The following is a 22,748-nucleotide window of genomic DNA, read 5'->3' as shown; positions in this document are numbered from 1 at the left end:
GATCCTCCATACAAACATCTGTTTTGATACGGAGTTTGTACTTCGTTTGGGAATCCACCCCTACTTTAAAAAACGTATAAGCTAAATTATGGTAAATTTTAAGGAAAACTATACGATCTACGCTGCTCTTTCGACCAATGATGATAGTATTCATCATCCAACAATATCAAACGCAGGGAGGCACAATCCGTCCACGATTCGGATCCAGCCATTATTAAATGTCCGAAATTTTTGGCGATTGTTATCTGGATCACATATAAATTCCGCAATTTGCGGCATAAGGTGGGTGAAAGCAGGGCAAAATCTGACCTACTAGATTTTTGGAGGTTGCCGTCACGTTAAGGATTGGTAAACTCTGACTGTACTGCCTCCTCACATGGTTTTGTTAGTGAGGTGTGTAAGACGACTAATTGGTAAAATTTTTTGCGTGTTGTGTGTGTGGGGGTAAAAGTGATGTCTTTGGATTCCGTGACCACCGTGTCGGGGGAAGACAGTGTTTTTGACATTCAGAGAAGTGAAGCGCGTCGGCTTGTTTGCCCTTCTAGCAAGACCCATGTGACCAGCGGATATCGGCTCTCAGGAAAAATTGTCAAACGGGCCTGCGATATCGTTCTGTCGCTGATGATGATTGTGCTGTTTGCACCAATCATGGCCTTGCTGTCGCTGTATATAATCTTCGTTTACCGCGTATCACCGATTTTTCGGCACGACCGGGTTGGCTTGGATGGCAAGATATTCCCTTGTCTGAAATTCCGCACAATGGTTCCCAACGCTGCAGAGGTTCTTGAAAATATCCTGTCCGAGGATCCGGTTCTGCGCCGTGAGTGGGAAGAAACGAAGAAGCTGAAGAATGACCCAAGAGTCTTTCCGGGCCTCGGAAATCTGATGCGCCAATCCAGCCTGGATGAGCTGCCGCAAATCTTCAATGTGTTCTTCGGACACATGAGCATTGTTGGTCCTCGTCCGGTGACGCGTGAAGAATTGGCGCATTATGGGCAGGATGAAGCTTACTACGTGGCGGTCAAGCCAGGCATCACCGGTGCATGGCAGATTGGTGGTCGTTCGGACACATCCTACGAAGAGCGCGTCTCGCTTGATGTGTGGTATGTCCGCAATTCCAGCTTGCAGCTTGATCTTCAGATTTTCTTGAAAACAGTGCTTTTGTTTGTGACCGGGCGTCTGTCCGGAGCGGCGTAACGCGGGCTTTGATCCGCCCGCCAGGCTTTGAAGTGGGCGCTGTGTTCAACGAGAAGAATGAGCAGAACCAGGGGTGCCGACAAAAGCCAGCCCACCAGGAGCCACATGAGGAAAGACCCTCCGAACACCAGATAACCAGCAAAACACAACCCAAAGGAGATGGTCAGGGAGCAGAACAATCTGGATATGATCATTGCTTATCTGGATCCTGCCTGTCATCTAGAGCGAAATCGCATCCGTTCTCGTGCGGAGTCGAATGCAGTAATGTTGCGGGATTTCATCTATAAATGGAACTCCAATTTTACTTTGCAAGCGTATTGGCAAAATATGGCCATGTTGGTGGCGGGACATGAAAATTGATATTGGCATCTGCACATTTCGTCGCGACAGCTTGCACGGAACATTAAACAGCCTGGCCAAGCAGAATATCTCGGCGGACTTGGATGTTCGGATCATCGTTGCGGACAATGATGAGCAACCGGTTAAGAAGTTCGAGATTGAGGGGTTGGCCGACAAGCTGGGATTAAACCTGACTTATGTGCACGCCCCGGCCCGCAACATCTCAATCGCGCGAAATGCCTGCCTTGAAAGCTCTGACGCAGACTATCTGTTGTTCATTGATGATGACGAAACCGCCGAACCGAACTGGATCGCGAGCCTTCTGGCGACTGCGGGACGCGATAAGGCCCGCATTGTGTTTGGCCCGGTCTTTGCTGTTTATCCATCTGGCGCGCCAGAGTGGATGATTGAAAACAAAGTGCATTCAAGCATTCCATCGGCACTGAACGGAACTGTCGAAACGGGCTTTTCAGGCAATGTCTTGCTAGACCGGCGTGACAAACGTCTACGTGAAGCCCGATTTAGCCTAGATTTTGGACGGACCGGCGGAGAGGATATCGACTTTTTCTTCCGTCTTCACCGAGCAGGAGTGCCAATGGCGATCAGCACTTCGGCGATTATTCATGAGCCAGTGGACCCATCGCGTTTATCCTTCAGGTGGCTTTGGACCAAAACCGTAGCACGTGGCACGATTTACGGGTTTTGCGCCCTGCAAGGCCAAACCGGCAAAACCCCCTCAATGTTTGTCAAAAGCTTTACGAAGACGTCATATTGTGGCCTGCGTGCTGTGGTAGCCCTGCCAAGTGTGAACCGGCGCACCTTTTGGGCGCTGCGGGGCGGGTTTCATTTTGGTGTCCTGAAAGGGTGTTTCACAAGGCCGAGCCATGAGTTTTATGGTTAATTCAGCCAATTTCATGATGATCTATTTAGGTCATGTTGACAAACGGCGGAATCAAAGACGGTTAGATGTGATGTCGATGAAGCCGAGGTAGTTTTCGGCGGTTTTGCCGTATCGCATCGCGACACGGCGGGCATTTTTGAGTTTGTTGAAGCACCGTTCAGCCATGTTTCTTAGTCTACATAACTCACGATCCACACCGAACCGCATCTTTCGGGTCTTGCGCATTGGGATTTGGGTGAGAACATCGCGCTCGCTCATGGTTTTGCAAATGCGATCAGCGTTATAGCCCCAATCAACGAGCAGCTCCTGAGGTTCGGGGAGGTTGTCAGCTGTCACAAAGTCAAAGCTCAGACAGTCCGATGTTTGTCCCGGTGTGATGTCCGTTCTCATTGGTAGTCCATGGGCGTTGACGCGGAGGTGGATCTTGGTAGTGAACCCACCTCTTGAACGGCCAAAACCCTGTCTCGTAGCCCTCCTTTTGCGCCCGGCGCCTGATGTTGGGCTCGGATAACAGTGCCATCAACCATTTGGAGTGCGTCTGGGACAGCTCCGCTTTGGTTCGATGCCTCAAGAATATCCTCCCAATGACCCGCCAGTGTCCACGTGGGAACTGCCGGTAGACGCTGGTCCATTTTCCGAACTCTCCGGGCAAGTCTCGCCCGGGTGATCCGGTGCGTGCGATCCAGAATATCCCATCTAAAATAAGGCGATGGTTGGTCGGCTTGCGCCTATTCGGAGCGTGGATAGCAAGAATGAAGTGTTCAAACAGCGACAATTCGTCGTCGCTCATCAGGTCTCGGGGCAAGCGAGTCTCCATAGCGGATACCAGCTTGAATCACGGTAGAGCGCCAGTGTGAATATCCCTTTTGCCAATACGCCCTAGGTCTCTCGGAATGCTTTTATGGCTTGAATCAGATCCCGATGCTGAATCAGAATTGTGAGTCCGAGCCCCGCAGCTAAAATGCAAAAGGCGATGGCAATTTCTCCCAAGTGGTTGGGGGACAGGATCGTGCGAACAAGGATGTGACCGCTCACCATGATTAGTGATATGAGCGATGGTACGAATAGCGTGTGCATGCAGTCTGAGACCTTGATCGGCACGGCCTGCTTGGCCAAAAGCCAGCCTCTTAGGACAATTGCGAACCCCCAGACGCAGATGGCCGCTGCGACCGCCAAAACATTGGCTACAGCGGCTGTCGCAACGACCAGAACTGTAAAAAGAATTGTGGATTCTATGCTGAGTCTGACGTGTAGTTCCGTGCGGTTGGTCGCGCGGAAGATACAGGCTAGCAGAACCACTGCAACCGCCTCGAAAGTGAGACCCGATATGGACATCGCGAAGATCGGTGCAACTTGCGCCCAGTCCTCGGACAACATCACGGTGAAAATCGCGGTTCCGGCGACGGCTGTCATTGCCAGAACCGGAAACAGCAGCGTGGCCATCAGCTTCATCGCGGCATAATAAATTTCCACCAGACGTTCGCGATTATGCTGTGCTTTGGCCATACGGACATAGACTACAGTCGACATTGGACCGACCAAACCGAATTGCGGCAATCTGGAGAACCGAGCGCTCATGGAAAACAGGCCTAAAGATGTTTCACCATTGAACTTTCCGATAGCAATGACGGCGGATTGCGTCCGAACCGCTGAGATGGCTGAAACCGTCAGAGCATTGCGGGCGAAAACCAGATGTGTTCTGATCAGATGCGGTTTGAATACCAGGTTGGGGCGGAACCGGGACAGATAGACAATTCCGGCCAGCCGGATAACCGCCAGAGCAATCTGCTGAGCAACAAGGGCCCAAACGCCAGCACCCAGAATGGCCAGAATAACGGCTAAGCCGAGACTGATGACCGTCGTGATTGTCTGTACTTTGGCGATTCCGGTGTAGTTTTCCCGCCGCTCGATTTCGGCGTTCGGAGTTGCTGAAATTGCCTGACATAGTGGCACCACAGCCAGCGCGCTGAGGATTGGTACCAGGGCTGGTTGATCAAAGAACGCAGCCCAAATCGGCCCGATTCCCAAGATGATGAGGGCGAGGCCAATTCCGACTGCGACCAGCAACCAAAACACGCTGACCCATTCTTCATGGTCATAGGTCGGCGTGCGGATCAACGAGCGTCCGAGGCCCGCGTCGCTTAATACGCTGCAGAAAATCACCACTGACATGGCCATTGCCATCAGAGCGAATTCGTCAACAGTCAGGTGCCGGGCGACGATCGGCAGGACCAGAACCTGGGACAAAGCCAGAAACAGGCGTGCCGATACCAGTGAGCTGACGCTCACAAAAAACCCTTTGACGGAGTGCGCAGCGGAAGAGTGTTGCGTGGACATCGCAGCCTAGTCCAGTTTCTTCACGGCCGCCCAGTCAAAGGATCTGATCGCCTCGCCCGAATTTGTCTGGGCCAACCAGTCCGGCTTGGCGAAGCCGGGCCAGCACTCTGGTCCTTGTACGAAGGCAACCGGAACATAAGCATCCTGGAACCTTTTGTCCGAAAAGAGCCCGTCAAACGCAGCATCCGCATGTGACCAGAACGCCAGAGAATTATTTGCTGCACAGGCCCGGTTGAAGGCTGCCAGTACATCGGGTGCGTGTTTCCAGAATGTGTCCTTGTCAAAGCTTGCATGGTTGCGCATGCCGACCTTGACCGGGTTGGCATGGGCCATCTCGACCCAGTTCAGGCCCAGCAGGTCGAGAATCTTGCCGTCATAGGCCAACGCGATGCCACCGGCGGGGCCGACCCCGATTGATGGTCGGGGCTCAATCCCGTTCAGGAAAGTCCCGAAGTTCAACCCCTGCTCGACCAGCGTGTATTCTTTCCGGATGTCAAAACGGGATTGGTAATAGTGCATCCACCCGACCAGGAAGATACCGATTGCAGCAACTGTTGCGGCGAGTGTGACCGAGCCTTTCGGCGCATAGAACCCGACTGCAGGGACAGCTGCAGCGACGAGCAGTGCCAGATAGACCGGCAGCAGCGGCGCTACGGGCTGGTAGAAACGCCACAGAACAAAGTGATCGCCGCCAAGGCCCGCATAGACTGATAGCATTCCGAATACGGTGGCTGCAGTTACCAACAATGCCCGGGCACCAGGTCGCGACTGTATAACACCGATGACGGCCCAGATGGTGCCAGCTAGCCAGAGGATGATGAAGACTTCGATGAACGGACCGTTCAACAGGAAATCCACCATGTATTTCAGCCCGTCCTTGAGACCCTGTACTTTGTCCGAGGACACTTTGGCGTAAAACGTATTGGGAAAGGGCTGACCGAAATAGGACAGGCGAAAGGATGTAATCGCGACGAAAGAGGTGCCGGCGGTAAGAATGGCCCCACCCAAGGAGCGCCAGAACCGGGGTGCCAGGATCAGGCTGAGAGTCAACAGGCCAATTGCAGCGGCAATCCCCTCAGGACGGACCAGGGGCATCAGAGCGGCTGCGAGAAGAAGGCAAATTGTATTGCCCGGTCCCCTGTCATCTTCGACTAGACGGGCCAGAAGGAACACCATCCACAGCAGCAGCATCGACCACAGCGCCAGCTCCATCATCGTCCAGACCGACCACATGAAATAGCCGGGGCTTGCGACCAGGCAAACTGACAGAGTCCAGATGGCCGGCGCAGGTTCGATATCCAGCCAGTCGGCCAGCGCGCGCGCCAAACGCAAGGTTAGATAGACCGCCGTCAGGGCAAACCCGGCACAGAGCGCGATGATAAGGAATTCAGGTGTCGGGGTCAGGCTGTAGGCAACGGCCACAATACTCATCCACAGAAACGCAGTGGACCCTTCAACCCGTTCTCCACCAACATTATAGACATAGCCAGCACCATTGGCGACGTTTTCGGCGTAAGAGCGTGTGATGGCGGCATCGTCGATCCCGATGGCAGGCAATCCGCCCGCAAGCAGCCAGGCCAATGCTGCTCCGACAAATGTCAGACCCAGTGCCAGCAGGAAATCATGAAAACGGTATCCTTGTGCCATTGTCCGATCCAGCCTCTTCAGAATTTCGTCTTCATGAATATGCGTTCAGGCAGATGCGTGATCACCGCCATCAGGGTGCGCCAGCGCAGGTCCAAATAGACCTGCCTGCCCCGCTCCATGGCGGTTACGATCCGCTCGGCAAAGGGTTCCGCATCGGTAGTCAGCGGCCTGGGCAGATCCATGCCTTCGGTCATGGCGGTTCTGACAAAGCCCGGCTTTACCGTCATAACATGCAGATCGGTGTTGGCGTATTTCTGGCGCAACCCCGAGATATAGGCCGCGAACCCGGCCTTTGCTGAGCCATAGACATAGTTCTTCGCTCGCCCGCGATCGCCCGCGACCGAGCCGATTGCGATGATCGCGCCGCCGGTTTCGGCCATGCGTGTGGCAGCCTGTTCCAGAAACATGCAGGGTGCCAGATAATTGCTGTCCACGATCAATCTGGTGGCTGCGGCGTCTCCGGCATCCTTGTCCTGATCCCCCAGAACACCGATGGCGCAGACGATGATGGACGGGGCCACAGGCAGGTGGTCGAGAAAGGACTTATGCCCGCCCAGATCCAGCACATCGAACTCGTGTGAAGTGGCCTCGCAATTGTACCGGATCGACAGGTCAGAGACATCGCGGTCCAGATCCCCTGCCCTGCGCGCTGCCAGCATCAGAGGATGGCCGCGTTTGGCCAGCGCGACGGCGATGCCGCGTGCAATATCGGATCGGGCACCGAGGATGAGGGCAGGAGCATTGGCAGGTGTCACAGATTTAACCTCTGGGATAGCAGGGATTGAAACAAGGGGCGCGATCCTGTTGCTTCGCGCAGCGCACGAAACGCAGGCACCCCGTCAGCATAGCCCGATTCAAGCGTGGATTGGGTCATACGGCTGTCTTTGGCCAGATAAAGCCGACCACCGTGTTGACAGGTGATTTCATCCAGGGCCGTCATCAGCGTCAGCGAGCCGGGCGACATCTGAAAATCAAGCGCTAGGGTATAGCCTTCCATCGGGAAAGACAGCGGCCGTTCCGGAGATCCCGGTCCGAACCGTTTGAGAACGGCGAGGAATGATCCCAGACCGGCCTCGGAAATGGCCGCCAGCAGCTTAAGCAGGCCTTCGCGGGACTCTTTCAGCGGCAACGCGCATTGATATTGGGCAAATCCGGGGCGGCCATACATTCGGTTCCACTCCAGTATGGCATCCAGCGGGTAGAAGTATTTGTCGTAGTCTATCAGCTGCGTCTCAGGTTTTCCGGAATTAATCTTGTAATACGTCCGGTTGAAGGCGCGCAGCGTGTACGAGTTCAGTGCCCAGGATGGGGCATCCATCGGCATGCGCAGCTTGCGGTGAAGGGGGATATCGAAAGGGTGTTCCGCTTTGGCGCAATCCAACTGGTCGGGTGTTGCGTGTTCGCCCAAAAATACCAAAGATCGCCCGCGTGCGGGCCCCTTGGCCAGACAATCGATCCATGCGACGGAATAGGTCACGTCGTCATGCTCCTCGAAAATCTCGATGGCCTGATCCAGATCCTGCGCTAATAGCGTTCGCTGGGCGACCCAGCCCGACGAGATTGCCAGCAGTTTGATGCAGACCGTCAGGATATGCCCGGTCAGACCGTTCCCGCCGATCGTGGTATTGAACAGGTCCATATTTTCAGTGCGTGAACAGCGCCGTGTTTGACCATCCGCGCAATAGAGGTCGAACCATTCGACGTGATCTCCGAAACTGCCGACCTTGTGGTGGTTCTTGCCATGGGCATCGACCGCGATGACCCCGGCAAGCGACACGAATTTGGTGCCGGGGGTAACAGCCGGAAACCAGCCGCGCGGGACAAAAACCTGCAGGATATCGGCAATGCTCAAACCCGCCTCGGCCACCAGGGTGCCGCTGGCGGCGTCAAAGGACAGAATGCGGTTTCTCTGCGCCCCCATAAGCGTCAGATCAGGGTTCATCGCGATATCGCCATATGAGCGCCCCAGCCCGCGGGCAATCATGCCCCGATCCGTCAGCGGTGTCAGTTCGGCAAGGGAATTCAGGTTCAGGGGTGCGGTCCGGCACTCTCGCCGGGGCCAGCGTGCCCAGCCGGACAGGGATTGAATTTTGGTCATGCCTTGTGTCCAAACCCGGGTTGCGCAACAAAGACGAAACGCTTGTCTAGGTGATACTTGGTGCAATACCCGACGGTCAGGCCAAGCACCGCCCCCACCTCGCGCATCAGGTCGGTTTGCCAGATCAGCCAGAACCCGTATTCGGTGCCCCAGAAGATCACGGTCGTCACCACACCCATAAGCGTATAGAGGCCGAATTTCCGGGTTTGTGCATTCTGGGAGACATCAAAGAAGATCCAGCGTTTATCCAGGTGAAACTTGACGATCAGGCCGGTAATCGTGCCTGCAAAAATCGCCAACGGGATCGCGAAGCTGCCCTCGTAAAGCGCCAGTGATAACCGCTGCGTCAGAAGATTGACGATCGTGGCTACAACCGCAAACGCGCTGTAGCGGAACACAAGCTGGGTGAGGGTCATAGCACTGCACTCGCCACAAATATCGCGCCACTACAGGCAAATACCGCAAGGCTGACCCGATCCCGCAGGGCAAAGACGATAGGGTCATCATCCATTTCGCCCCGGTACGAGATAATCGCCACCCGGTTGATCCAGTACAAAAGCATCATGCAGACCAGCCACAGCAGCTTGGGCTCGGAATAAAGGCTGGCAACGTTGGAATTTGAAACGTAAAGCGCCAGAATGACAACCGAGCAATAGCCCGACGCCAGCATTGCGCCGAGAACAACCGGCAGGTCTGTGACTTTATAGCCCCGGCCATCCGTGCTTGTCAGCTCTCGTGATTCAAGATCTTTCAGCTCTGAAATCCTTTTGACGGCCGCCAACGACAGGAAAACGAACATCGAGAATGCTAACAGCCATTCCGACAGCACGATGCCGGCGGCGGCCCCGCCCGCGATGATCCGGATGGTATACAGCGCACCAAGCGTCCAGATATCGATCATCAGCTTGCGCTTGAGTATCAGTGAATACGCGAATGTCAGAGCCACATAGCCCAACAGAACGGCTGCAAATGCCGGTGTCAGGAAGGCTGCGATGGTCATCGCGATCAGGAATAACAACGCCGAATGAACCACGCCATGCGCCACCGGAATGGTTCCGGCCGCGAAGGGGCGCTTGCATTTACGCGGATGCTGCCGGTCCACATGAAGATCCAGCATGTCATTGATCAGATAGATACTGGAAGCTGCAAGCGAGAAGGCGATAAAGGCAAAGAAAGACGGCAGCAACGCGGCTACTTCATGCGCGGCCAATGCCGGTACAAAAACAAGCAGGTTCTTGAGCCATTGATGCGGGCGCATGGCTTTCAGGTATTGCCGCGCGCGCGCGCTGCCGCTATCGGCTCCATCACCTGTTAGATGGGTCGTTTCGACCCCCATGTTGTCGACATTCTGGCGCAGAGTGGCGTTTGAGCCGACCGTGATTGCCTTACGTGCCCGGGGCCATACGCTCAGGTCCGCACTTGAATCTCCGATATAGTCAAAACCCTTCTCACCAAAGCGATCCACCAGCCAATCCGCCTTGGCCTTGCCAGACAGGTTATGCGCGGCATCCGATCCCACGGCCTCATCAAACAGGTCCAGTTGCTCGGTAACCCGATCGACCTGTCGCTGGTTCGAGGCCGACACCAACAGCACCTTGCGCCCTTCGGCCCTAGCTGCGTTGACAAGTGCGAGAACTTCGGCGCGCAGAGGCACAGATGTTGCGTCTACCACGACTTCTGAGGCAAGCTTGTCTTTGAAACGGGCTTTTCCCGAGAACAGCCAGCCGATGATCTGCAGCAGCCTGGCCGGATGCCGCGCGATGAAGAGCAAAAGCGCCTCATGCATGGTATCGGATTTGGTCAGGGTGCCGTCCAGATCGACAATCAAAGGCACATCTAGGTGATCGGGGTCAGTCAAATCCCGAGTTTCCGCCGGTTCACGCTGCGCTGCAAAGGTCGACACTACATCGTTCCAAATCTAAATCGTTACAACATAAAAGAACTATAAACCCGAAGAGAATTCTAAATCATGATGAGCACGCAGTTGGAAGCATATTCTTCGGACCTGCTGCGGCGGTGCACCACACAGCGCATCATATTAGCATTCTGATGCCAACAAAGTCCGAGATCAAATAAAAGCGAAATGTGGTTTTTGGCGCGCTTGGGTTGTCCAGTGGTAGGAACTGAATTGCCCTGATTGTGCCAATTGTTTCTCATTGACCAAGATTGATCGTAAGGTAAACCCGCAGGCCGGATACAAAAGTATTAATGCTTGGCCTGCGAGTGATGATTATCTAGAAAATGAAGTCGTTGGCCCCCAGGTCTTCGAACCGTATGCCGATCAGGGTCATGGTGTTGCCTTCGCCATCACCAAGCACGACGTCATCCGTGCCGGAAAGATGTTCAAGCACGTCTTCAAAGTCGTTGATTGAGCCTGTGCCCGAGAAATCAATCTGGTCGCCTGCATCAAAGCCGATCACCTGATCCATGCCGCTTGAGAACACCAGAATATCCGAGTCCGCTCCGCCGCGCAGGGTATCATTACCTTTACCACCATCCAGCACATCCATGCCAGCACCGCCCCAAATCTCGTCGTTGCCGTTTCTACCAAAGATATGGTCGTCACCAGATCCACCGTAAACGGTGTCAGATCCTTTGCCTCCGCCGAGATGGTCATTATCCTTACCACCTGCGATTCTGTCGTTTCCATCGCCACCAAAAATGGTGTCGTTGCCCTCGCCTCCTGCTAGGCGGTCTTTTTGCGCTCCACCTCCAAGCTTGTCGTTTCCGGCGTCGCCAGAGATTGCGTCGTTGCCACCCCCGCCCCAAAGCTTGTCATTTCCAGCGCTGCCGTTCAACACATCGTCAGCATCGCTGCCATTTGGGACATCGGTGTGGGAGTCTCCTTCTCCGCCATCACCACCATCTGTTCCTCCGGTGCCGTGGCCGGAGTGCCCACCGTCACCACTATCTGCACCTCCGGTGTTGTCCCCGTCGCTTCCACCGGTGTCATGGCCAGAATGGTCTGTTCCACCACCAAAGTCCTGGTCGAAGGTCTGAATTCCGTCTTCATAGTACAGTTTGATCTCGTTTGACGGCGGCGTGAAGCCATCGACCTTGTACTGTTCAAGATATGAATCCTCGAAGCCCTCCAGCCTCAGCGGGATGAACACAGCCTGGTTCTCACCGGTCAGGCGGTCTCCGACCCACCAGTAGAAGGCCAGATCCCAACTACCGTCGCTGTTTTCGATTGCTCCGTACTTTTCCAGAGCATAATTAATTTCGCTACTTGTTACCTTGGTTTGCAGTCCGTCGAACGTGTGGACGTCTTGGCGATACCACGTGTTGGCATGGAATCTGAAGTCACCTACGCTGTCTGTTAGGGTGCCACGGATATCCAGATCGGAACCGCCCGAGCGGAGCGTCATCTTAGCGTTGGAATCCGCCTTGAAAGTGATTTGTTCAACCGCAACCAAGTTGGCGCTGTTGATGATCTGGTCGTCAAAGCTGACCAAGTTTCCATCTAGGTCGCGCCCTGAAAGACCAAAATTAGCATCAGGGTATGTGACATCGACGAATACACCGCCAGAGTTATAACCACGAGCATGAAAGACGGCGAAGGAGTCTTCGACGTGAACGTTCGACAAATTGATTCCTTCGACTTTGTCGCCGACTTTGAAGCCAGTACCAACACCAACAAACAACGTATCTTTAAATACATATTCGTTTGTATAGTTGAATATATGAACGGCCTCATTCTGAACATTATAGGCAGTCAGGTTTGAAAAGGTTTGCTGGATGTCAGTCGCGTTGTCGATGTTCCGATGGCCGGTGAAAATACCTTCCTCGGTTGCAATAATCTGGTTGCCGGAGAAGCCGATAATAGGCGTTTCTTCTTCATCGTACCGCTCCCTCACCTCGAACGGGTCACCTGAGGGGTCGAATTGCACAACGTCCAAAGTCGGGCCTTGGGTACTCGTTTCTGACGTATTGAACATCCACGCAGTCTTAGAGTTCGCGGCAATATTGTCCTGCTGGAGAATTTGTCGGGCCTGGCTTTCGTAAGCGACGCCCTCAATGCCAAAATCGCCTGATTTTTCCAAGGCTAAAACATTAGCGTCACCGTCACGGTTTGGATCCCGGCCGGTGCCGACAGTAGAGGTGACAAAATTGCCGATCCATTGGCCGGTTTCGTTCCCGTCTTCCGAAACAATACCTGCTCCTGCGACACCATACACGAAGTTGTAGTCAATGGCTGCGTGGCTGTCGTGGTGGACAATCCCCCAGCCGGGGCTGCCTGTGACAGAGTTACCCTCAAGGATCGCGAGCTTTGCGTCCTCCTCGGCGCCGGTGCGGTGGAGGTGCAGTGCATAGCGGCCTTCGGGGTTCTCGTCGCCAGGGTTGCGCGGAGTGCCGATCACCTCTTCGCCGGGGCCATTCTTAATGCCCGGACCGCGATTTGACCAATCGTTCTCATCCCAGAGTTCGTTGGTGTTGATCGGCTTGGATTTATCTGTCCGGCCCAGTTCGTCGAACTCGGCATAGCGCACTTCCACATCCGCGTTGTGCATGAACATCACGTGGCCGCGCACCCCATCAGGGTTCTCAGACGAAATCGTTACATTGCGCGAAGAGTTGCCTACATAAACGGACAGTTCGTTATCGATCCCGTCACGCCCAACATAGTCCGGAGTGGTATGGTTGTACTGGAGCGCCCGATCGATGGTAACGACACCGCTTTCCGCATCAATCGCGGTGATAGTGACCTCTTCGTCCTGCGTTCGCAGGACGCCGTCGGACCCGTTGCCGACATAGTTTGTCCCCATGACCACAAGGCTGTCGCCAACTTGCCAGCTGCCCACATCCCCTTCAAGAACCAGCGTTGTGTCACCGGCTTCGGGTTCTTCGGCTAGCTTGAGATAGGGGGCTTTCGCAGCGCCGTGAATTTCGACTGCACCATGCGTGACAACACCGTTGCCCAGTTGAGATGGATCTTCGGAAAGATTGATCGGGTTGTCGTTGATCACGATCTCGGCGGATACGTCGGTATGTACAGGGTTTTCTTGAACGCCGATCGTCAGGGTTGAGGAGGAGCCGGTCAGCAGCGAGTCAACTTCAAGCCGGGTGTCTGTATCAACGGCGAAATGTAGCCCGCCGTCTACGCCCACCGTGCCTAGCTCAGCTGTGCTGACCCCATCATAAACAACTGAAATACCATGGGGAATATAAACGTCCGTGCCTGCTCCGGGTACGTTTCCGCCGGCCCAGGTCGCGCCCTCGAACCAAGAGCCACCATTGACCGCCACGGCCGTATTCGGGTCGCTGGCGTCGGGCATCAGGTTCATTAGGTTGAGATGTTCGCCTTGCATTACAGAATCATCTGTATGCGCGGAGTGGTGTGCGCCCGACAGGGCCTGCTGCTGCATCTGGATGGCTTCTGCGCGGGTGGTGCTGCCGGATCCGCTCAGATCTTGAACGGCTCCATCCGTTCCTTGCCCGGAATGATCCATCCCCATCGTGTGATTCATGTCGTTCATAACTGTTCCAGTCGCCTCGCATACCGAAAGCCCGGCCCAAAGGCCGATGCAAAAAGCCAGAACGACTCTAACCGCTCTGAATCCGGTGTTTTTGTGGTGCCGAAGCGGGTGAGTGTGTCGCTCCGGGTTTGCAATGCTGGCGTACCGTGCCAAAATGACAAGAACCATAATGCAGGCGTACCGCGCTAAAATGACAAGAACCATAGCGCGCAAACAGCGATACAAAGATCGGCAAATTTCTGCGAGAAACTGATCGGGACCGTTCCATATTCCGCCTATCTGCATTCTTTGACTGGTCGCCAAAAAGCAGATGCCCGACATATTCAGACCCCGAGTCCAAACACAGAACTAACCGTTCCCGAGATCCCGCGGGTCATTGCTTGCAACGACCTGTTATACTTGGGATAAAGTCCCAAAATGGCATATTGTCGCCCGGACATTGGCAAAACTGTGTTTCAAAAGGTAGACAATGGCAAAACTGTGTTGCCAATGGCAGGGTGGTAAATACCGGCCCCGCGTAACGGCAATCAGGTGCTTGAGGTGTCTGATCCATTCAGTTTCTCCAGAACCTCCAATACGGATATTGTGGTGTCTGGAGGCATGATCTCACTGATAGTCCCGCCATTATGAAGACATGCGCCGACTTCGTCTATTTCGAATTGCATGCCGCTGCCGGGGAACGGGATCGCGATCTTCTTGTGGCGGGGCACAACCATCCGAGCCACGCGTTTCAGCTTTTGTCCGTACAAAGAATTTGAGAGACGTGATTTGAACGCATTGGGCGCTGCCCCGGCCTGTGCAAAATGGACAGGGGTTTCTGTACCATATCGGCCTTGAATAAAAGGGGCGTCCAGCGAGACTTGAGATTTCGACCCGGACAGGACAAGCGTGTTGCTCATCTGGGTGGCATGGCTGACGCTGATGGTCGAAATTGCCGCTTCGGTCTGCCTGTTGTGGCGTAGTACAAATGACGCGGTTCGAGAGCTGCCCATCCCGGATCTCGTGACCGAGCCGCCCGCAAGCTGAAACGGCCCCAGCAGGAACTCGGCAACCGACACCCCATAACAGCCCAGATCGTGCAGCGCCCCACCGCCCAGTGACGGATCGGTGATCGGATCGCCGGGGGTTTCCGTACGGGCAAAGCCCAGGGTAGCTTCAAGATGAACTGCGTCTCCCAGCTCGCCATCAGCGATGCGTCGGCGCAGGTCAGTCATAATCGGCAGAAAGCGGGTCCACATGGCCTCCATGCAGAACACGTTCGAAGCCGCCGCGGCTTCGGCGACTTCGCGCGCCTCGGCCGGGTCGCAGGCAAAGGGTTTCTCGCACAGGACCGCCTTGCCTGCGTTGATCGCGATCAGGCTGTGCTGTTTGTGCAGCGCATTGGGGGTCGCAATATAGATCGCGTCGACCGCATCGGATGCAGCCAGGGCCTGATAGTCGTCAAAAACCTGCGTGCCGGGAAAGTGCTGCGCAAAACTCTGTGCGTTTTTCGAGTTGCGCGAAGCGACTGCGGCCAGCGTCCCGGTCTGGCTGAACTGCATATCTCCGGCAAACCGCCGGGCGATACCGCCGGATCCGAAAATGCCCCATCGAATTTTGGCCGCTGTCACAGGTTCTCGCCTTTCTTGTTTGTGTCCCCGGTGTAGGCCGCGCCCGCTTTTCGGAAGGGCAGCTTCGCAGATCCGCGAATAATGGCCTGTTCACCCAGTTTGCCAAGCAAATCGCCTATCACGGTGGGTGGCGCGTGGAAACAGCGCAGCACTTCGGCGAAGTTGCGCGCTTTGACTGCGTCAATCATCCGCAACCAGTGCCATGTCTTCAGCGTTTCAAGATAATGCGCGTTCAGCGCAGTCCGATCTTCCGGGGACAGCCCGACTATTTTCATCAGGCTCTGGTCCGCCCGAACCATAGCCCCAAGGTCTCGCGTTGAATGATGCCCGCTGAGAGAGGTGGGGCGCGTCACGGCGACATACCCCGCCGGATCGGTCAGGCAAAAGCGTGCGCCCTGCGTTAGGGCCGTAGCATATAACATGTAATCTTCGCCCAAGCGCATATTGGCTTCATAGCGAAGCTTCACCTGGTTCAGGAAGGCTGTGGAGATCAGGGGTTTGAGGAATCCCAGCTCGCGGCGCCCACCCCGCTGGCTGGACAGGTTGCCCCGTACGAAGGTGGTAAAGTCGAGAGGCTGGATGCCAATCGCATCCTCTGACCACAACCGGGTGCGCGGCCCGTCAACGTCGGTTTCAGGCACTTTGAACAGATCATCCGCCACAAAGTCCCAATCCCCCTGCCCCGCTATACGCAGCAGTTGCGCCAGACGCCCCTGATCCATGAAATCATCCGAGTCCAGTGGGGTCACGTATTGGGCTGAGGTGTTTTCCAGCGCAAGATTGCGTGCGGCGGCTGGCCCTTGGTTCTTGGGCTGGGCCAGAACCCGCACCCGATCGTCTTCGGTGGCCAGAGCGTGGGCGCATTCCAGCGTGTCATCCGGTGACGCGTCATCGATGATCAGCACCTCAAGCGCCACTTCCTTCTGGGTTAATACGGACGTGACTGCCCTGCGTAGTGAAGATTGCGCGTTCCAGGCCGGGATGATCACGGCGATCTGGGCGTGGGTCCCGGTTTTGGTCATGGCCAAGCTACAGACCCGCTGTTCTGGGCCTTGCTGAACCGGGAAGGATTCGAAAAAACCGAAACACTATAAAATGTTGCATACCCTGAACCAGCAAGGCACAAACCGTGTAACATTCGGACCCGCTATATAACGTATTGAGATTTCCCAAAGCGTAGTTGAGCCATATGACTGATGCAACGGTAATAATAGCGGCGTGGAATGCTGCCGAGACGATAGGCCGATCCGTCGACAGCGCGCTGGCGCAACGCGGGGCATCGGTTCGGGTGGTTGTTGCCGATGACGCGTCCGAGGATGATGTTGCAGCCCACCTGCCGGATCGGGAAGAGATCATTCTGCATCGTCTGGACAAAAACGGCGGACCTGCCGCCGCCCGTAACGCAGCATTGGACCTGGCCACCGGAGATTGGGTCTGCGTGCTGGATTCGGATGACACGATGCGACCTGACAGGCTGTCCGGCATGATCGGGATGGCCGAACAGGTCGGGGCGGATATCGTTCTGGGGAATTTCATCAGAGTCGATGGAGATGAACGTCCGCTGGATGCCATGCCGTTCGTTCCGTCAAAGGACATCGACCCGGCACAGCCCATTGCTTTGGAAGACTATGTTGCGGACAATCTGTTATCCCGCCACTCCAGAAGCCTAGGATATCTCAAACCGCTTATTCGTCGTTCCTTTCTCGAGCGGACAGGCCTGCGATACGACCTCACTTTGCGCAACGGGGAGGACTGTCACCTGATCTTCGAAGCGCTGGCGCATGGGGCGAAGGTTCATATCCGACCCGAGGCCGATTACCTGTATACGGTTCGTCCGGGATCGGTGTCCTACCGGATCGACCCTGATCACTTCGAGGCTCTGGTCAAGGCAGACCGCGCCTTTGTGGAGAGATATAAAAATACGCTCAGCGCCGAAGCGAAGGCCTTGTTACGTCGCAGAGAGATAGGGCTGCGGAAAATGATGGAGTGTGAACGGATCATGCAGGCGCTGAAGTTAGTGCATTTGGGCGATGCGATACGACTGGCGGGTCGTCATCCTTTCGCTTTGCCCAGAGTGGGACGCCAGTTAGCAGAAAGCATCGGCAAGAAACTTGGTCTGGTGCCAAAAAGCTGACCCAAAATTTGAATACTCTTATTGAATGTAATAGCAAAACAAACCTAAGTTTGGATCAGTCGGGTCCCGACGGAGTCCGTAAATGATACATCATTGAGGTGACCGGGACCTTGCTTCCTTCAGAAGGTATGTCGAAAACTCTGGGCGCTGATCGGCGGGCGACGATCCTGGTACATCGCCGGATCAACAACCTGCAGTCGGGCAGCGGGGTGCATCTGATGTGCCTGTGCACCTGTCTGGCGGATGCGGGGTACGATATTCGGATCGTGATGGCACCAGTCACCAGCTTTGGGCGTATTCCGTTCTGCAGACCTGATCGTATTCTTGCCGATCGGGGGATCATGGTAGAATGGCCCGGAACGGTTCGGATTGGGGGGATCTATTTTCCAACCCGCCTCGCCGTTTGGATAAAGGCTTTGCGTCGCGCTGCCTATCAGACCAGTTCCCTGCCATCCCGCTGGTTTGGTGGGGTGCGTCAACCCTATCCCAGTGATTTGAGCAAAACACTGGAGCCATCAGAAGCACGTACGGTTCAGAATGTGGTAAACATATGTTCCAACGACATTGTTGTTGCTGAATACTCGTCGCTTGCCCCCTTACTTGGCGGTTGCGAAGCTAAGAAACGCGCGGTTTTGATGCATGACCTGTTTTCCAGCCGCGCCAAGGCGTTTCAGCAGGCTGGCCGCTCGCCGGATCACATTCCGATCACGCTTGAGCAGGAGTGTGAGCGTCTGATGCAGGCCGATACCTGTATTCACGCATCGCAGATCGAGGCTGTTGAGTTGCAGCAGCGGCTTCCGCAGATCAACCATATCTGGATGCGTCCGGTCATCGCCGAAAATACCGGTGTTGCCGGGGATACACCACGTGTTGTTTTCGTTGGTGTCAGTCATGGTGGAAACCGGGCTGCACTGGATCTGATCCTGAACGAGATATGGCCGCGCGTCCGATCCGAGGTAGAGTGCGAGCTGTGGATCGTTGGTGAAATCTCGGATTGGGTTACAGAAAAGTCCGAGGGAGTCCGGTGCCTTGGCTTCATCGAAGACCTGCGCGAACTGGGCAACGGTAATGTCATCGGTATCGCGCCGATGCTGGTCGCCAGCGGAATCAGCATCAAGATCGGAACTTACCTGGAGCTTGGCATGCAGGTTCTAACGTTCAAGCAAACGCTTGAAGCCTATGGCGACACGCTGGATGGGCTCGTGACAGCGGTGTCCACGACCGATGAATTTGTCTCTACGCTGGTAGATATGATTTCAGGTCAGGGGCGCACAAAGGAGTACCAACAATATGTGATGTCCAAGCTACAGATGCGGATGAACAACCATGAACTTCTGACTTACCTGAAATCCGTGAACTGACCGCCGGGCCTAGCCAGGAGGGGCGGCGCTATCGGGGCCAACCAAAACTCGTTCGACGGTGATCACATCTCCGGGTACGACAATTGTATCGGGCCCCTGAATGACCTTGCGCGCGTCGCCACGACCACGCTGCAGGCTGATGATCGTGTCATATTGGCGAGTTTCATCCTCAAACCCGACCGACCCCCGCTCAAGTAGCAATCTGCGCGCCGTGTCCTGACGGCTGTTCAGTAACTCGATGCGCGCGTTTATGGCCTGCAGTTCCACGGCCGCCTGTGTCGTGCGGTTTGTGGTCAGCGCCAGAATATCGCGTTCGGCTTCCTTGATGCTCTGGCGGGCCCTGAAAAAGCCGTTCTGAAGATCAAGCGATTGTGTCTCAAGATCGAATACCGCCCGCTTCGCCTGTGTCAGTTGAGGTGCTCTGGCCAGCCCTTTCTCGACCAGGGATTCTATATTCCGCATTTGCTCTTCTGCCAAATCCAGCTGTTCCTGTTGGCTTTCGATTTTCTGTTCAAGCGACTTACTTTCCGTCGTCAGCAACGAGATCAGCTCGGTCAGCGAGGCCCGCTCCCGCTCCAATGCAGTTTTGCGCGCGGTAAATATCCGGCTTTCCTCTTCCAACATGATATCCAGGCCTGCCGGTCCGCCGGATTGGGATAACTCGTCGGGGAAGTGCAGTTCGACCCAGTCCTCAATCTCGGCTTTCAGCCGGACCGAGGCGATTTTTGCACGCAGAAGCTCTGCCTGAATCTGCTCAAGCGAGCCAGAATCGCGTAAAATACCAAGGGTGTCGACGCTCAACTCACCCACACGTCTCTGACCACCAGCCAGAGCAAAGGCTTGAATGGCCGTCAATCCGGGGCGGGTCGGAAAAGCACCGGGGTTGGCAACATCACCCATAATGAAGAAGGGTCCATATTCTACCACTTCGACGGCGGTCGAGGGCAGGCTGTTGCTGCGGATCTGTGTTTTCAGTGCGTCGGCAACATTGTTGGCCAGTTCTTCAGGCGTGTGACCTGCGGCTTGAATGCGACCTGCAAGGGGCACCATGATGCGCCCTTCATTCTGCACCAGAAATTCACCGCTGACCGCCGGCCAGATGACATAGTCGCGCTCATCTTCGTTCCAGGTCACGACGCGCAGGCTGATCCTGTCCCCGGGTGACAGGCGGTATGTGTCCGACGCGTCAAGAGATTGGGCATATCCCAGCGAGGCGCCAATCAAAGTTGCAAGGCAGAAGACCAGCAGTCGAAGCATAATTACGTTCCTTCCGCACCGTGCGGTAATATTGTAGTGACAAACAAAGACTTGCCCCGCCATATGGTGCCAGACATAAGAAAATGGCCTACGTTCCCATTTGGGGCTGCACAGCAAATTTTCACTTAAGGAACTTTTCTTTGCAAGGTTCTATTTCGGCGATTATCCCGACTTTCAACCGGAGCGGTTATCTGGGTGAGGCCATTGATGCGCTGCTGAACCAGACACGGCGGCTCAGTCAGATAGTCATCTGGGATGATGGATCGACCGACGACACACCCGAGATCGCGCGCCGCGCGCTGGAGGCGGACAAAACCGGCTCATTGCAGTATTTCCGGGCGGAAAATCAGGGAAAATCCGCCGCTCTGAATGCCGCGCTGAAAGAGGTTCGGGGAGATTATATATGGATATGCGACGACGACGATATCGCCTGTCCGGATGCGGCCGAAAAGCTGGCGCAGGTTCTGGACAACAGCGACGCGGGCCTGGTGGCGGGGGCGCATACCCGGTTTTCCGTGGATGAACGCAGCGGGCAAAAAGCCTTTTTCGGGACGGGGTACTGGCCTGATCTGTCTTCGGGCAGCGTTGTTCGCCATCTGCTGGAAGATATCTTCTTTTTCCAGAATGCCTGTCTGGTCAGGCGATCATGTTACGAAACAATAGGGCCATTTCGCGAAAATCTTAGCCGATCCATAGACTATGAGATGTTTGTCCGTTTGGGGACGCGATTTCCGATCACGCTGGTTGATGATGTCCTGTTTTTCCAGCGCAAGCATGACGGAGCACGTGGCCCGGCGGCTCAGCAGCATTCAGCGGCTCAATCGGATGCGGTTTGGCTGCAGAGTGACAGGGAAATCTTTGCTGCTTTGCGCGACCGGTTGCCGATTGCGTTTTACGCTGCGCTGTTTCGCGCGGGGTCGCCGGAACTGGCGCTGCGGGCAGGCTATCTGCAACGCGGTTGCGTTTATGCCCGGCGCTGCGACTGGGCGGTCGCACTAAAAGATCTTCAGACGGCGGCAGACATGGAACCGTCGAAAGGGCTATCCGCGACCGAGATCGATATCGTCATCCGGGCCATGGCCGGGAAGCATGGCAGCCATCAGGCTTATCTTTCCCCGATGCGCGACCAACTTTTGGCACTGGCGCGAAGGGGGGTGGCAGGCAAGACTATCGTCAACGCCCTCGGGCGCGGCTCAGTCTGGCGCGCGCGCGAAGCTTTGTCCGGGCGGGCGTTCGGACAGTTTGCCAGTGTCGCGAGCTTTTGCGCCCGAGCTGGATTTCGCCCCCGACCCTCGTCACATATTGGAGAGGTGTCCGAAGTCGATCACCTTGCGGATGAGGCATACAAGTGGTGACCGATACCTCACGTGATATCGACCCGACACGAGTTGTTGTTTTGATCCCCACTCTGAACGAGGCAGCGCATATCGAAGACGTCCTGTCCGACATTATTGTTAGTGATCCGGTTGCATCCCTTTGCCCGGTTATCGTGGCTGATGGAGGTAGCACGGATGACACCTGCGCCATCGTGTCGAAACTGACGGAGCGTTTCGACAATTTGCGCCTGATCCATAATCCCGGAAAAACACAAGCAGCGGCCATGAACCTTCTGCTTCAGGGAGAATTTGACGAATTCGACATTGCCATCCGATGTGATGCACATGCGGCCTACCCTGCTGGATATGTCAGCAACCTTGCGCAGTGTCTTGTTGCAAAAGAGGTCGACTCGGTCGTCGTGCCGATGGATGCCATGGCCGATAGCGGCGGATGTTTTCAGCGCGGTCTTGTCTGGGTGGCAGACAGCAAATTGGGGGCCGGGGGATCCCCGCATCGCGGTGGCAGCAAGTCGGGTTACTACGATCACGGGCATCACGCCGCCTTTCGCCTGTCCGGCTTTCGGGCCTTAGATGGGTATGATGTAAGTTTCGTTGCCAATGAAGATGCCGAATATGACCTGCGGCTGACCCGTGGAGGCGGAAAGATTTGGCTGAATGCCTATCTGCGCATTGGCTATTTCCCAAGGCGCTCGGTCAGACGCCTATGGAAGCAATATTGGAACTATGGCACCGGGCGCGCCCAGACCTGTCTGAAACACAAGGTCCGACCAGGTCTCAGGCAGCTTATACCGGCCATTCATACGGGTCTTGCTGTGCTCAGCGTACTGGCTTTACCGGTGACCCGTCTGCTTTTGCTCTGGCCACTGTTCTACGGTGTTGTCATTCTGGGTATGGGCTTGCAGATCGCTCTGCGCCACAGATCCCTGTGCGGGCTGACGGCCAGCCTTGCGCTTGCCACGATGCATCTGGCCTGGGGGCTGGGTTTTCTGCTGCGCGTGCTGCGAGGCAGGCACAAGACCGAACCCCCTCCACTAGCCAGTGAAAGACCCTGAC

The 22,748-nt window shown here is 55.5% G+C and carries 16 protein-coding genes and 1 pseudogene; 6 read left to right on the top strand and 11 right to left on the bottom strand.

Annotated features, from left to right (window positions below; genetic code table 11):
* Positions 1–453: 453 nt before the first annotated feature.
* Positions 454–1,197: a sugar transferase gene (locus tag ACR0JF_RS22520; RefSeq protein WP_480514629.1), complete on the top strand. Its 744-nt coding sequence runs from the start codon at positions 454–456 to the stop codon at positions 1,195–1,197.
* 349 nt (positions 1,198–1,546) lie between these two features.
* Positions 1,547–2,437 carry a glycosyltransferase family 2 protein gene (locus tag ACR0JF_RS22515; protein ID WP_480670002.1) on the top strand — a complete coding sequence of 297 codons (891 nt, stop codon included), beginning with the start codon at positions 1,547–1,549 and terminating at the stop codon, positions 2,435–2,437.
* A gap of 51 nt (positions 2,438–2,488) precedes the next feature.
* Here ACR0JF_RS22515 and ACR0JF_RS22510 read toward each other — a convergent pair.
* The 10 genes and pseudogenes from ACR0JF_RS22510 to ACR0JF_RS22465 all read right to left on the bottom strand — a co-directional run bounded on the left by ACR0JF_RS22510 (position 2,489) and on the right by ACR0JF_RS22465 (position 16,628).
* Positions 2,489–3,254: pseudogene (locus tag ACR0JF_RS22510) on the bottom strand (IS5 family transposase).
* A gap of 62 nt (positions 3,255–3,316) precedes the next feature.
* Positions 3,317–4,726 carry an oligosaccharide flippase family protein gene (locus ACR0JF_RS22505; protein WP_480670001.1) on the bottom strand — a complete coding sequence of 470 codons (1,410 nt, stop codon included), beginning with the start codon at positions 4,724–4,726 and terminating at the stop codon, positions 3,317–3,319.
* Positions 4,727–4,780: 54 nt separating this feature from the next.
* Entirely contained in the window at positions 4,781–6,421 is a 1,641-nt protein-coding gene (locus ACR0JF_RS22500; protein ID WP_480669999.1) for a hypothetical protein, read from the bottom strand.
* A 17-nt stretch (positions 6,422–6,438) separates the two neighbouring features.
* Positions 6,439–7,176 (bottom strand): SDR family NAD(P)-dependent oxidoreductase, encoded by a 738-nt coding sequence (locus tag ACR0JF_RS22495; protein WP_480669997.1) that lies wholly within the window; start codon positions 7,174–7,176, stop codon positions 6,439–6,441.
* Positions 7,173–8,519, bottom strand: coding sequence for an FAD-binding oxidoreductase (locus tag ACR0JF_RS22490; RefSeq protein ID WP_480669995.1), 1,347 nt, complete (start codon positions 8,517–8,519; stop codon positions 7,173–7,175). The genes ACR0JF_RS22495 and ACR0JF_RS22490 overlap by 4 nt, the downstream gene beginning before the upstream one ends.
* Positions 8,516–8,935, bottom strand: a complete 420-nt coding sequence (locus tag ACR0JF_RS22485) for a GtrA family protein (RefSeq protein ID WP_480669993.1) — start codon at positions 8,933–8,935, stop codon at positions 8,516–8,518. Before ACR0JF_RS22485 ends, ACR0JF_RS22490 begins: the two co-directional genes overlap by 4 nt.
* A complete protein-coding gene (locus ACR0JF_RS22480) occupies positions 8,932–10,422 on the bottom strand; it encodes a UbiA family prenyltransferase (protein ID WP_480669991.1) in 1,491 nt (496 codons plus the stop codon). The genes ACR0JF_RS22485 and ACR0JF_RS22480 overlap by 4 nt, the downstream gene beginning before the upstream one ends.
* 331 nt (positions 10,423–10,753) lie before the next feature.
* A complete protein-coding gene (locus ACR0JF_RS22475) occupies positions 10,754–14,317 on the bottom strand; it encodes a G8 domain-containing protein (protein ID WP_480669989.1) in 3,564 nt (1,187 codons plus the stop codon).
* 206 nt (positions 14,318–14,523) lie between these two features.
* Positions 14,524–15,606 carry a Gfo/Idh/MocA family protein gene (locus tag ACR0JF_RS22470; protein ID WP_480669987.1) on the bottom strand — a complete coding sequence of 361 codons (1,083 nt, stop codon included), beginning with the start codon at positions 15,604–15,606 and terminating at the stop codon, positions 14,524–14,526.
* Positions 15,603–16,628 carry a glycosyltransferase family 2 protein gene (locus ACR0JF_RS22465; protein ID WP_480669984.1) on the bottom strand — a complete coding sequence of 342 codons (1,026 nt, stop codon included), beginning with the start codon at positions 16,626–16,628 and terminating at the stop codon, positions 15,603–15,605. Before ACR0JF_RS22465 ends, ACR0JF_RS22470 begins: the two co-directional genes overlap by 4 nt.
* Positions 16,629–16,795: 167 nt before the next feature.
* Here ACR0JF_RS22465 and ACR0JF_RS22460 point away from each other — a divergent pair, with 167 nt between their 5' ends.
* A complete protein-coding gene (locus tag ACR0JF_RS22460; protein WP_480669982.1) occupies positions 16,796–17,740 on the top strand; it encodes a glycosyltransferase family 2 protein in 945 nt (314 codons plus the stop codon).
* A gap of 128 nt (positions 17,741–17,868) precedes the next feature.
* Entirely contained in the window at positions 17,869–19,101 is a 1,233-nt protein-coding gene (locus ACR0JF_RS22455; RefSeq protein WP_480669980.1) for a glycosyltransferase family 4 protein, read from the top strand.
* Between the two features lie 9 nt (positions 19,102–19,110).
* On the opposite strand, the gene ACR0JF_RS22450 is transcribed toward ACR0JF_RS22455, so the two are convergent.
* Positions 19,111–20,358, bottom strand: coding sequence for a polysaccharide biosynthesis/export family protein (locus tag ACR0JF_RS22450; protein WP_480669978.1), 1,248 nt, complete (start codon positions 20,356–20,358; stop codon positions 19,111–19,113).
* Between the two features lie 140 nt (positions 20,359–20,498).
* Between ACR0JF_RS22450 and ACR0JF_RS22445 the strand changes: the two genes are divergently transcribed.
* Both ACR0JF_RS22445 and ACR0JF_RS22440 read left to right on the top strand, forming a co-directional pair.
* The gene (locus ACR0JF_RS22445; RefSeq protein WP_480669976.1) at positions 20,499–21,713 is read left to right on the top strand and encodes a glycosyltransferase family 2 protein; all 1,215 of its coding nucleotides are present in this window, start codon (positions 20,499–20,501) and stop codon (positions 21,711–21,713) included.
* On the top strand, positions 21,710–22,747 hold the full coding sequence (locus ACR0JF_RS22440; RefSeq protein WP_480669974.1) for a glycosyltransferase family 2 protein: 1,038 nt from the start codon (positions 21,710–21,712) through the stop codon (positions 22,745–22,747). Before ACR0JF_RS22445 ends, ACR0JF_RS22440 begins: the two co-directional genes overlap by 4 nt.
* The last annotated feature ends 1 nt before the right edge of the window (position 22,748 follow it).

It is taken from the genome of Ruegeria sp. BG11, from assembly GCF_056538565.1.
This window is presented reverse-complemented; position numbering and strand designations above follow the sequence as displayed.

What these genes read in the sequence shown, in the direction of transcription:
- ACR0JF_RS22520 (WP_480514629.1), top strand. Translation starts at nt 454, where the DNA reads ATGTCTTTGGATTCCGTGACCACCGTGTCGGGGGAAGACAGTGTTTTT.
- ACR0JF_RS22515 (WP_480670002.1), top strand. Translation starts at nt 1,547, where the DNA reads ATGAAAATTGATATTGGCATCTGCACATTTCGTCGCGACAGCTTGCAC.
- ACR0JF_RS22500 (WP_480669999.1), bottom strand. Translation starts at nt 6,421, where the DNA reads ATGGCACAAGGATACCGTTTTCATGATTTCCTGCTGGCACTGGGTCTG.
- ACR0JF_RS22490 (WP_480669995.1), bottom strand. Translation starts at nt 8,519, where the DNA reads ATGACCAAAATTCAATCCCTGTCCGGCTGGGCACGCTGGCCCCGGCGA.
- ACR0JF_RS22485 (WP_480669993.1), bottom strand. Translation starts at nt 8,935, where the DNA reads ATGACCCTCACCCAGCTTGTGTTCCGCTACAGCGCGTTTGCGGTTGTA.
- ACR0JF_RS22475 (WP_480669989.1), bottom strand. Translation starts at nt 14,317, where the DNA reads ATGTCGGGCATCTGCTTTTTGGCGACCAGTCAAAGAATGCAGATAGGC.
- ACR0JF_RS22465 (WP_480669984.1), bottom strand. Translation starts at nt 16,628, where the DNA reads ATGACCAAAACCGGGACCCACGCCCAGATCGCCGTGATCATCCCGGCC.
- ACR0JF_RS22460 (WP_480669982.1), top strand. Translation starts at nt 16,796, where the DNA reads ATGACTGATGCAACGGTAATAATAGCGGCGTGGAATGCTGCCGAGACG.
- ACR0JF_RS22455 (WP_480669980.1), top strand. Translation starts at nt 17,869, where the DNA reads ATGTCGAAAACTCTGGGCGCTGATCGGCGGGCGACGATCCTGGTACAT.
- ACR0JF_RS22450 (WP_480669978.1), bottom strand. Translation starts at nt 20,358, where the DNA reads ATGCTTCGACTGCTGGTCTTCTGCCTTGCAACTTTGATTGGCGCCTCG.